The 10,306-nt window shown below is 73.1% G+C and carries 11 protein-coding genes; 8 read left to right on the top strand and 3 right to left on the bottom strand.

Annotated elements, in window-relative coordinates; genetic code table 11:
- Window positions 1-162 precede the first annotated feature (162 nt).
- From AC3EN4_RS19200 to AC3EN4_RS19190, 3 genes are read left to right on the top strand one after another with little or no spacing between them, the layout of a single operon-like run.
- A complete protein-coding gene (locus tag AC3EN4_RS19200; RefSeq protein WP_435207178.1) occupies window positions 163-1,629 on the top strand; it encodes an amidase in 1,467 nt (488 codons plus the stop codon).
- 54 nt (window positions 1,630-1,683) lie between these two features.
- Complete coding sequence (gene ctaJ, locus AC3EN4_RS19195; RefSeq protein WP_433114935.1) at window positions 1,684-1,998, top strand: aa3-type cytochrome oxidase subunit CtaJ; 315 nt, start codon at window positions 1,684-1,686, stop codon at window positions 1,996-1,998.
- On the top strand, window positions 1,985-2,392 hold the full coding sequence (locus AC3EN4_RS19190) for a DUF5130 family protein (RefSeq protein ID WP_422736513.1): 408 nt from the start codon (window positions 1,985-1,987) through the stop codon (window positions 2,390-2,392). Before ctaJ ends, AC3EN4_RS19190 begins: the two co-directional genes overlap by 14 nt.
- A 144-nt stretch (window positions 2,393-2,536) precedes the next feature.
- On the opposite strand, the gene AC3EN4_RS19185 is transcribed toward AC3EN4_RS19190, so the two are convergent.
- Together AC3EN4_RS19185 and pepN are read right to left on the bottom strand one after the other, a co-directional pair.
- Window positions 2,537-3,100: a Uma2 family endonuclease gene (locus tag AC3EN4_RS19185; RefSeq protein ID WP_435207177.1), complete on the bottom strand. Its 564-nt coding sequence runs from the start codon at window positions 3,098-3,100 to the stop codon at window positions 2,537-2,539.
- Window positions 3,101-3,181: 81 nt separating this feature from the next.
- Window positions 3,182-5,731 carry an aminopeptidase N gene (pepN, locus tag AC3EN4_RS19180; protein ID WP_435207176.1) on the bottom strand — a complete coding sequence of 850 codons (2,550 nt, stop codon included), beginning with the start codon at window positions 5,729-5,731 and terminating at the stop codon, window positions 3,182-3,184.
- A 222-nt stretch (window positions 5,732-5,953) separates the two neighbouring features.
- Between pepN and AC3EN4_RS19175 the strand changes: the two genes are divergently transcribed.
- The 4 genes from AC3EN4_RS19175 to AC3EN4_RS19160 all read left to right on the top strand — a co-directional run bounded on the left by AC3EN4_RS19175 (window position 5,954) and on the right by AC3EN4_RS19160 (window position 9,136).
- On the top strand, window positions 5,954-6,577 hold the full coding sequence (locus tag AC3EN4_RS19175; RefSeq protein ID WP_435207175.1) for a mycothiol-dependent nitroreductase Rv2466c family protein: 624 nt from the start codon (window positions 5,954-5,956) through the stop codon (window positions 6,575-6,577).
- Window positions 6,578-6,746: 169 nt separating this feature from the next.
- Entirely contained in the window at window positions 6,747-7,292 is a 546-nt protein-coding gene (locus tag AC3EN4_RS19170) for a hypothetical protein (RefSeq protein ID WP_435207174.1), read from the top strand.
- An 89-nt stretch (window positions 7,293-7,381) separates the two neighbouring features.
- Window positions 7,382-8,581 (top strand): DUF1015 family protein, encoded by a 1,200-nt coding sequence (locus tag AC3EN4_RS19165; RefSeq protein ID WP_435207173.1) that lies wholly within the window; start codon window positions 7,382-7,384, stop codon window positions 8,579-8,581.
- Window positions 8,582-8,668: 87 nt separating this feature from the next.
- Complete coding sequence (locus tag AC3EN4_RS19160; RefSeq protein ID WP_422736507.1) at window positions 8,669-9,136, top strand: ribose-5-phosphate isomerase; 468 nt, start codon at window positions 8,669-8,671, stop codon at window positions 9,134-9,136.
- Between the two features lie 27 nt (window positions 9,137-9,163).
- On the opposite strand, the gene AC3EN4_RS19155 is transcribed toward AC3EN4_RS19160, so the two are convergent.
- The gene (locus AC3EN4_RS19155; RefSeq protein WP_435207172.1) at window positions 9,164-9,505 is read right to left on the bottom strand and encodes a hypothetical protein; all 342 of its coding nucleotides are present in this window, start codon (window positions 9,503-9,505) and stop codon (window positions 9,164-9,166) included.
- A gap of 219 nt (window positions 9,506-9,724) precedes the next feature.
- Here AC3EN4_RS19155 and AC3EN4_RS19150 point away from each other — a divergent pair, with 219 nt between their 5' ends.
- On the top strand, window positions 9,725-10,273 hold the full coding sequence (locus tag AC3EN4_RS19150) for a hypothetical protein (protein ID WP_435207171.1): 549 nt from the start codon (window positions 9,725-9,727) through the stop codon (window positions 10,271-10,273).
- The last annotated feature ends 33 nt before the right edge of the window (window positions 10,274-10,306 follow it).

The following is a 10,306-nucleotide window of genomic DNA, read 5'->3' as shown; positions in this document are numbered from 1 at the left end:
ACAGGGAGGTGCGGCGGTCGGCAGCGCGGCGGGACCCGGCGGCCGGGCTGCGCCGAGCGGGTCGGGCGCGGCCGGGGCGGGCCGGGCGGATTCCGGAGCTGCCGCAGAGGCCCACGCCGTGTCGGCCCGCCGACGGCCGCTCCCAGCGGGCAGGATGAGGAGATGGCCGAGCCGCACGACCTGACCGCGTTGGAGCAGGCCGCCGCCGTCGCCCGCGGCGAGCTGTCCAGCGTCGAGCTGGTCGAGCATTACCTGCGCCGGGTCGCGGCGCTCGGCGACACCGTGGGCGCGTTCGTCACGGTCACGCCGGACCTCGCCCGGCAGGCCGCGCGCGCCGCCGACGCGGTGCCCATCGAGGCGCGCGGCCCGCTGCACGGCGTACCGACCGCCTTCAAGGACCTCACCCTGACCGCCGGGGTACGCACCACCTTCGGTTCGGCCGCCTTCGCCGACTTCGTTCCGCCGGTCGACGCCGACGTGGTCCGGTTCATCAAGGCCGCCGGCCTGGTCAGCCTCGGCAAGACAACCACCTCCGAGCTGGGCTGTTCGCTCTACTCGGAGGGCCGCGTCGCGCCACCGGCCCGCAATCCGTGGCAGTTGGCGTACACCGCCGGTGGTTCCAGCGGCGGCGCGGCGGCGGCGGTCGCGGCCGGCCTGGTGCCGGTCGCCCAGGGGTCCGACGGTGGCGGCTCGCTGCGCATCCCGGCGTCGCTCTGCGGTCTGGTCGGCTACAAGCCGAGCCGTGGCCTGGTCTCCGGCGGGCCGCTCGGCTCCGGCGCGTTCGGGCTGCCCACCAGCGGTCCGCTCGGGCGGACGGTGGCCGACGTCGCCGCGCTGCTCGACGTCATGGCCGTCCCGGTGCCCGGCGAGCCCTACCTGCCGCCGCCCGCGCCGCCCGGCGGATACCTGGCCGCCGCCCGCCGGGCCGAGCCCGGCCGCCTGCGGATCGGCCGGTTCACCACGCCGATGCTCGCCGACGAGCCGGTGCACCCCGACTGCGTCGCGGCCGTCGACTCCGCCGCCGCGCTGCTCACCGCCGCCGGCCACGAGGTGGTCGAGGTGCCGCCGCCGCTCACGCCGGCGGTGTGGCCGCTGTTCGAGATCATCTGGTACGTCCTGGCGCTCGCCCCGGTGCCGACGCACCGTGAGCCGGAGTTGTTGCCGCTGACCCGGCTGCTGCGCGCCCGGGGCGCCGAGGTGTCCGCCGGGACGCTCACCGCGACCCTCGGCGAGCTACAGGCGCAGGTACGCCTCGGCGCGGCCCGCACCGCCGACTGCGACCTGCTGCTCTGTCCCACCCTGGCCGCCCCGCAGGCGCCCGTCGGCTGGTTCACCGCCGACGGCGACCCGGCGGCCGATTTCGACCGGCAGCGCCGCTTCTCGCCCTACTGCGCCATCTTCAACGTCACCGGCGACCCCTCGGTCTCGCTGCCCCTGGCCACCACGACCACCGACGGCCTGCCCGTCGGGGTGCTGCTCACCGGCCGGTACGGCGACGACGCGCGGCTGATCGCTACCGCTGCGCAACTGGAGTACGCCAGTGACGGATGGGATCGGCACCCCGCAATCTGGCGGGCCGTCGACTCCGCTAACGTGAATGGCGACGGAGTTGGCCGGTCGCCATCATGATCGTCCATCCGACCCGCTTGTTCGAGGTCCTTCTTCCGCCTGGGGGCGTTGGGATTGTCTGTTACCGAGACGGTGCTGGTCTTCGTCGGCATCCCGTTGGCGGCAGTGCTGGTGATCGCCGGCCTGTCGTACGCCGGTAGCCGTGGGGGTGCCACCGGCGGTGGTGGTGGCGCCAAGCGCTACCGGCCGGGCCGGCCCTTCGACTTCACTCCGGTCTGGTTCCTGGGCCGCCCGGAGCAGCTGGCCGACTCGGCCGGCACCGCGCTGACGGCGGGCGCGCAGGCGCCCGCGCTGACCAGCCACAAGCTTGAGCAGGCCAGCGTCGAGGCGCCGGCCGGTGGAACCGGAGGCGCAAGTGACCGTTGGTGAGAAGCAGACCGGGACGGAGAATCCGCCCGAGGTGCTGGACGGGCCCTTCTCGACCCGACAGCTGCTGCGCATCGACGAGGCCCTGCGCCTGGCCGACCAGGGCACCGGGCTGGTCTTCTCGGTGTTCGTCGGCGGCCTCGACGAGCCGATCCGCGAGCACGCCCAGCGGCTGCACCGCCAGCTCGCCGACCCGGACAAGTCGGTGCTGATCGCCGTGTCGCCGAACCAGCGCCAGCTGGAGATCGTCACCGGGCGGCACGCGCGCAAGCGCATCCCCGACACGTACGCCAAGCTGGCCGCGCTCTCGATGGTCGGCGCGTTCAGCGGCGGCGACCTGGCCGGCGGCATCATCAACGGCCTCGACCAGCTCGCCAGCCACGCCGGCAAGGGCTGATCCGGCCGCGCCGCACGCGCAAGATCCAGGAAATAGGGGCATCCGCGACGTGGGATGCCCCTATTTCCATGTTCGAGCGTGATCTCGTACGACGAAGCCCGACCCACCGCACGGTGAGTCGGGCTTCAACGTCTCAGGCTTGCCTCAGCGCGGCCAGGAGGACGGGTCCAACCTCATCTGCCACGGCTCGTCCACGGTCACCGCGTCATCCGGTCCGATGGTGCCGACCAGGTCGTAGTGCACGTCCTTGACGAGGCGGTAGCGGTAGACGACCGGGCCGAAGTCGCCACGCTCCACCCGCCAGTAGTGCGCGATACCCGCCTCGGCGTAGAGGGCCGGCTTGGTGAAGCGATCGTGGCGACGGCTCGTCGGCGACTCCACCTCGACAACGAGGCTGACGCCCTCCGGTTGATGCCAACGCACACCACGTGGGGTGTGCGGCTTCAATACGGTCACATCCGGAATGAGGTTACCCGACGGCAGCTTTAGCCCGATCTCACGAATGACCCGCCAGCCATCTGGTGCCGCAGCTCCCATGGCAGTCCGGATGTGGTCGGCCAGTTCGTGGTGATCATCGTCGGCCGGAGGGGTCACGTGCAGGCTCCCGTCGATGATCTCGTAGCGGTTCCCATCCTCAGGCAGGTCGGACAGGTCCTGCTCGCGCCACGCACCCGCGGGGGGCCGCCACTCGTAGGTCGGCTGTGCCATCACGTCCACCTCCTCCTGTCACGATAATGCCCGAGGCCGGCGCGGGATTGCATCCACGCCGGCCCCGGGCTGGAACGATGCTCAGGCGGTCGCGGCGTCCTTCGCGCGGGCCTTGAGCGCCCGCAGCACGCCGTCCCGGCCTTCGGCGACCAGGCGACGCAGCGGCGCCGGGTTGCCGTCCCCGGCCAGCCACGCGTCGGTGGCGGCCACGGTGTCGTCGTCCACCAGGTACGTCGGGTACGCGAGCTGGGCGAACTCCTGCGCCGGCTCGCTGTCCCGGCTCGCCCACACCTGGCCGACCGTCGCGAAGTACTTCTCCCGGTACGGGGTGACCAGCTCCACCTGCGCCGGGTGGGCCAGGCCCTGCAACAGCGCCCGGTTCCGCCAGTTCGGCAGCGCGTCCGGGCCGGTCAGCAGCGCCCACACGGCGGCCTTGTTCTCCGCCGTCGGCACCAGCGCGTGCGCGTACGCGGCCTCCCGCTCGCCGCTGGCCGTACGGTCGCCGGCCAGTTCCGCCTCGATCTCGGGGGCGCCGGCCGCGCCGTTGGCGACCAGCGCGCCGAGCACCGTCCAGCGCAGCTCGGTGTCCACGGTCAGCCCGTCCGGCGTGCCGGTTCCGTCCAGCCAGCCGCGCAGGGTGGCCAGGTCCTCCTCGGAGCGGGCCGCCGAGGTGAACGCCCGGGCCCAGGCGAGTTGGAAGCCGCTGCCCGGCTCGGCGGCGGCGAGCGCGTCCTTGGCCGTGCGGGCCAGCCCTGCCCAGCCGGTGGCCGCCCACGCCGGGTCGGCGTAGAGGGTCAGCGCGGTGGTGGCCTGGCGCAGGGTGGCGGTGACCAGGTTGATGTCGGTCTCGGCGGGCAGCCCGGCCAGCACCAGCGCCACGTAGTCGCGGGTCGCCAGCTCGGCGTCCCGGGTCATGTCCCACGCCGCGGTCCAGCACAGCGCGCGGGCCAGCGACGATTCGAAGCCACCGATGTGCTGCACCACCGTCGCCATCGACCGGTCGTCCAGGCGCAGCTTGGTGTAGCTCAGGTCGTCGTCGTTGAGCAGCAGCACGTCGGCCGCCCGGACGCCACGCAGTTCGGCGAGGTCGGTCCGCTCACCGGTCACGTCCACCTCGTACCGTTCGCGGCGGACCAACCGGCCGTCGGCCAGGTCGTACAGGCCCACGCCGATCCGGTGCGTACGCAGCGTCGGGTACGCTGTCGGCGCCTCCTGCCGGACGACCACCTGCTCGTACGTGCCGTCGGTGCCGATGGTCACCTCCGGGCGCAGCGTGTTCACCTGCGCGGTCTCCAGCCACTGCGCCGCGAACTTGCGCAGCTCCCGGCCCGAGGCCGCCTCCAGCTCGGTGAGCAGATCGTCGAAGGTGGCGTTGCCCCACGCGTGCTTGCCGAAGTACGCCCGCAGCCCGGCCACGAACGGCTCCTCGCCCACGTACGCGACGAGCTGCTTGAGCACGCTCGCGCCCTTGGCGTAGGTGATGCCGTCGAAGTTGACCTCGACGGCCTCCATGTCCGGCATCTCGGTGTAGACCGGGTGGGTGGAGGAGAGCTGGTCCTGCCGGTAACCCCAGTTCTTGCGGATCGACAGGAACGTCGTCCACGCCTCGGTGAACCGGGTGGCGTTGGTGTTGCACCAGTGGCTGGCCCACTCGGCGAACGACTCGTTCAGCCACAGGTCGTTCCACCAGCGCATGGTGACCAGGTCACCGAACCACATGTGCGCCAGCTCGTGCAGGATCGTGTTGGCCCGCTGCTCGTACTCGTAGTCGGTGACCTGCGAGCGGTAGAGGTAGTGCGACTCGGCGTGCGTCACGCAGCCGAAGTTCTCCATCGCGCCGGCGTTGAAGTCGGGCACCCAGAGCTGGTCGTACTTCGGCAGCGGGTAGCGCACCCCGAACTTCTCGTGGAAGAAGTCGAAGCCCTGCTTCGTGATGAGGAACAGGTCGTCGGAGTCCAGGTAGCGCGACATCGACGCCCGGCAGAACACCCCCAGGTCGATGCCGTCGTGGGTGTCGCGCACCTCGTGGTACGGGCCGGCGCAGAGCGCGGTGATGTAGGTGCTCATCCGGGGCGACTCGGTGAAGTGGAGGGTCTTCAGGTCCTCGCCGGCCGGCTCCTCGCGCTGCACCGGCATGTTGGACACGACCCGCCAGTGCGCCGGGACCGTCGCGTGCCAGGTGTAGACGCTCTTGAGGTCGGGCTGGTCGAAGCAGGCGAAGACCCGCTGCGCGTCGGCCGTCTCGAACTGGCTGTAGAGGTACGTCTCCCCGTCGACCGGGTCGACCGTGCGGTGCAGCCCCTGCCCGCTGTTGGAGTAGGCGAAGTCCGCGTCGACGACCAGGGTGTTCTCGCTGGCCAGCCCGGACAGGGTCAGGCCCTTCTCGGCCGACCAGTCGGCCAGGTCCACCGGTGCGCCGTTCAGCGTGGCGGACCGCACCGACTCGGCGGCCACCTCGATGAACGTGCTCGCCCCCGGTTCGGCGCAGCGGAACCTGACCTCGGTCGTCGACCGGAAGGTGCGGCCGTCGGCGGCCAGCACGGCGGTCGACAGGTCCAGCCTGATGTCGTACCCGGTCACCTCGAGCAGGCGGGCCCGCTCGGTCGCCTCGACCTGCGTCAGGTTACGCACTCCCGGCACTGTTCGTCTCCATCCCACGTCTCGCCGTACGCCCGGCGGCGCCCGTCTGCCGACCGCTTGTGACGTCCGGCCCGGTCCGAGTCTTCCACGTACGGCCGGCCATCGGTGGTCGAGGTCACGCTCTCATTCGGGTGCCGGCCGACGCGGCGTGGGGTGAGTATTCGAGGTGAGACGCCGGACTGCCGGCGCCACCCGTCGTGAAGGGACCTCACCGTGACCGATCGTGTCACCGCCGACATGTGGTTCGACCCAATCTGTCCGTGGGCGTGGATCACCTCCCGCTGGCTGCTGGAGGTCGAGCAGGTCCGCGAAGTGGACATCCGCTACCACGTCATGAGTCTTTCGGTGCTCAACGAGGGTCGGGACCTGCCGGAGCAGTACCGGGAACTGATGGACAACGGATGGGGCCCGGTGCGGGTGTGCATCGCCGCCGAGCAGCGCTACGGCTCGGACGTGCTCCGTGCGCTCTACACCGCGCTCGGCACCCGCATCCACCTCGGCAAGGAGCAGCTCGGGCCGGAGTTGTTCGCCGCCGCGCTGACCGAGGCCGGCCTGGACCCGGCGCTGGCCGCCGCCGCCGACAGCACCGAGTACGACGAGGCGCTGCGGGCCAGCCACGAGGCCGGCATGCGCCCCGTCGGACAGGACGTCGGGACCCCGGTCGTCCACGCCCCCGGCCCGGACGGCCGTCCGGTCGCGTTCTTCGGCCCGGTGATCACGCCGCGCCCGAAGGGCGAGGCCGCCGGACGGCTCTGGGACGGCGTCCTCCTGGTCGCCGGCACCCCCGGCTTCTACGAGCTCAAGCGCACCCGCGAGGAGTCCCCGATCTTCGACTGACCACGACCGCACGCGCCCCGTCCACCCCCGTGGGCGGGGCGCGCCGCGCCGGACGCGGGGACACACCACGCGGTCCTGGCGTCACCGGTGGGCGGGCGGCGTCGTTTCCCTCGGTGTCCGCCGCAGCGACCCGCAGGGCCGCACACCGCAGCTCGTGGAGGCAATCCCGATGGCCAAGCACCGTGCGTCCGGTGACGATCAGTTGACCCGGCAGGGGGTGATCGAGACTCCCGGCGCGGCGTACTGGTCGGTCGACGGTTCCCGCTGGCCGACGGTCCGCCCCGACCTTCCCGCCGACGTGGCGGACCTGCTCGCGCCACCCATCGTGGTCGGCGTGGCCCGGGTGCCGGTCACCTCGCGCCTGACACCCGCGCGGGTCGCGCCCGTGCCGGTGTCGCCCGCGCCGGCGACGTCCACGCCGGTGCCGGCGACCTCGGTCGTGCCGACGCCGGAACCGGTCGGGGTGGCGGCCGCGCCGGCCGAGCCCGCCCCACCCCCGCCGGCACCCACCGCGCCGCGTCCCGTGCCGACCCCGCCGCTGAACCCGCGGCCCGTGCCGGCGCCGCCGCCCGAGCGTCCCGTGCCGGGGCCGCCCGCCACGCCGCGTCGCAACTCGATCGCCGGGCCCGTCGGGGGCGGCCGGCGCGGCAACGCCGGACCGGTGGTCGCCGGGCGGCACCGCCGGCACAACGGCGCGTCCGGCCGCGCCGGCTGACCGCAGACCGACGCCCCGGGCGCTTTCAACTGGTGGACGCCGCGCGGGTCCCCGTCGTCCGGAACGTCGACGCCGGTAGCGTCAGGGGCATGACGGTCGTGCATCCGATCGCCCGGGCCTGGATCACCACTGGCGGCACCGGCGCGCAGAACTACGACGAGTTCGCCGACGACGCGGAGATCACCGCGATCATCGAGGCGAACCCGCACAGTGCCCTCGGCATCGAGATGCCGCACCGTGCTCCGGAGAGCCTGGGGACGTCGTTCCTCGACGCGCTGCCGGCCTCGGTGGCCCGGCTCGCCGAGGCCAAGGACGACGGCAGCTACACCCCCGCCGAGCAGGTGATCGTGCTGTACCGGATCAGCGCCCCGGGTGAGGAGCCCGCGTACGGGCTGTTCGCGATGGTGGACACCGACCAGATCTCCACCAGCGCCGACGAGCCGGGCCTGGTCATCCGCAACGAGGACGTGTTCATCGCCAAGGTGCGCGAGCGCGTCGCCTTGGCCGAGGCGCTGGGTCACCTGCTCTCACCCGTACTCCTGCTGCAGACCGGAAGTGGCGACGAGCTGCACGCCGCGCTCGCGGCGGCGACCGACGCGGCCGGGGCGCCGGCCGCGACCGACACCGACCAGGCGGGCCGCACCCACGCCATCTGGCTGCTCGGCCCGGGCGCCGAGCAGGACGCGCTGACCGCCCTGGCGGGCGGCGGCGAGCTGGTCGTGGCCGACGGCAACCACCGCAGCCTGGCCGCCCAGACCGGCGGGTTGTCGCGCTTCCTGGCCGTGGTGACCACCCCGGCGTCGGTGGCCATCCAGCCGTACAACCGGCTGGTCAGCGAGCTGACCACCACGCCGGGCGAGCTGCTCGACCGGTTGCGCGCCGCGGGCGCCGAGGTCGCGCCGATCGACGGCCCGGTCGAGGTCCCGGCGGCCGGCGGCACCGTCCACCTCCGGCTTCCCGACCAGGGGTACGCGGTACGCCTGCCCGCCACCGCCGACGCCCGCCTGGAAAACCTGGACCACGCCCTGGTCGAGCGGCTGCTGCTGCGCGACGCCCTCGGGCTGGACCCGGGCGACAAGCGGATCACCTACGTGGGCGGCGACTACCCGGCGAGCTGGCTCACCGGGGAGGTCGACGCCGGCCGGGCCGAGCTGGCCATCCTCATCGCGCCGGTGACCGTGGCGGACTTCGTCGCGGTGAACCTGGCCCGAGAGAAGATGCCCCGCAAGAGCACCTGGTTCACCCCGAAGGCACGCGGCGGCCTGGTGGTCGCCGAACTGCCGCACTGACCGCGCACCGCCCGACCGTGTGACGTACCCGCCTCCGAAGCGCCGCCCCTGCGGCGCTTCGGAACGCGGCCTGACAGACTGCCCCGTATGCGCGTCTACCTGGGATCCGACCACGCCGGTTTCGAGTTGAAGGTGCACCTGGCCAACCACCTGGCCAAGCAGGGGTACGACGTGGTCGACGTCGGCCCGCACAGCTACGACCCGGACGACGACTACCCGACGTTCTGCCTGCACACCGGTGACCGGGTGGTCGCCGACGAGACCTCCCTGGGGGTCGTCATCGGCGGCTCCGGCAACGGCGAGCAGATCGCCGCGAACAAGGTCGCCGGGGTCCGTGCCGCCCTGGCCTGGAGCGTCGAGACGGCTCAGCTCGCCCGGCAGCACAACGACGCGAACGTCGTCGCGGTGGGCGCCCGCCAGCACACCCTGGATGAGGCCACCGGCATCGTCGAGGCGTTCCTGAACACGCCGTTCTCCGGCAACGAGCGGCACGCCCGCCGGATCACCCAGGTCGCCGCGTACGAGCAGACCCGGGAACTGCCCGACCTGCCCTGACCGTGTTGTTGTCTGGCCCGTTCGCCGTCAGCGCGGCGAGCGGGGCAGGTCCTCGCGGGGCACCCAGTTGCGGCGCACCACCACCACCCGGGCCTCCGCTTCGGCGAGGTCGTCGTCGCTCGGCCGGGCGGCGTCCCGCGCCCGTAGCGCCGCGCTCAGACCCACCTGGGACGAGCCGGAGCCGACCAGCCCGCGTAGTCCCCGCTCGCCGTCGCGATCGTCGCCACCGGTCCCGCGACGGCGCGGCGGTGGGTCCCCGCCGTCGTGGACGCCGGCCGTGCTGGCCGTCGAGCCGTCGGTGCTCCGCGCGGCCGGGTCGGAGTCGGAGTGGTGGCGCAGCCGTCGCCTGCGTCGGTCCGGGTCACCCATCGTCCGACCGTACCTCCCGACGCCGTCAAGATCCGCACAAGATCGGGGATACCGCTGCCTTCCGAGCGTCGGAGGCAGCAGTATCGGGGACGTTGTGCCGATCTTGACCGCCAGAACCTCGTGCCGGGTTCGCGCCGGACGGCGGTCGGCGACCGATTTGCCGGCTGGCTACCCTCGGATTCGGGCGGTGCTGACGCCGCCCGTCAGGGGGAGGACGAGATGGCAGACCAGACGCAGCCGTGGGCGGAGCGCACCGTCGAGGTTCCACCGCAGGCCGGCGTCGGGGTGCCGCCGCAGCGGGACGGCTTCCGCCGGGGTGTGGCGCCGGTGGGCCAACCGCGCAGCCCACGTACCGAGCCGTTCCCGGTGGTCGAGCAGGAGCCGACCGGTACCGGTTGGCCGGGCGAGCCGACCCCGCGCCGGCCGCTGAGCTGGCGTCTGGCGCAGTTGCGGCGCGGCGGCGAGTGGAGCGCGGCGGGTGGACTGTTCGCCTTCGTGTGCTGGGGCATCTGGGCGCTCTCCGGCGGCGGCGACCTGTCCGGCCCGCTGCTGGTGCTGGTGCTGAGCCTGCTGGTGGCGGTCGGCCTGTTCGCGCTGGCCCGGGTGGTCGGCCGGTTGGTGCTGGAGCGGCAGCTCGGGCGGGTACGACGCAGCGCGCGGGGCGCGCACCTGGCCACCGCGGTCTTCCTCGTCGGTCTGGGCGTGGCCTGGCTCCAGCAGACCGAGTGGGTCGTCTCGGCCTGGAACTGGATCACCTCGAACGTGTGACGAGCGTGCACGGGCGGGCCGGCGAAGCGCCGC

Source organism: Micromonospora sp. bgisy143 (assembly GCF_057708145.1).
This window is presented reverse-complemented; position numbering and strand designations above follow the sequence as displayed.

Coding starts and splice junctions, on each gene's coding strand:
- AC3EN4_RS19200 (WP_435207178.1), top strand. CDS start 163: ATGGCCGAGCCGCACGACCTGACCGCGTTGGAGCAGGCCGCCGCCGTC.
- AC3EN4_RS19185 (WP_435207177.1), bottom strand. CDS start 3,100: ATGGCACAGCCGACCTACGAGTGGCGGCCCCCCGCGGGTGCGTGGCGC.
- AC3EN4_RS19170 (WP_435207174.1), top strand. CDS start 6,747: ATGGCCAAGCACCGTGCGTCCGGTGACGATCAGTTGACCCGGCAGGGG.
- AC3EN4_RS19165 (WP_435207173.1), top strand. CDS start 7,382: ATGACGGTCGTGCATCCGATCGCCCGGGCCTGGATCACCACTGGCGGC.
- AC3EN4_RS19160 (WP_422736507.1), top strand. CDS start 8,669: ATGCGCGTCTACCTGGGATCCGACCACGCCGGTTTCGAGTTGAAGGTG.
- AC3EN4_RS19155 (WP_435207172.1), bottom strand. CDS start 9,505: ATGGGTGACCCGGACCGACGCAGGCGACGGCTGCGCCACCACTCCGAC.
- AC3EN4_RS19150 (WP_435207171.1), top strand. CDS start 9,725: ATGGCAGACCAGACGCAGCCGTGGGCGGAGCGCACCGTCGAGGTTCCA.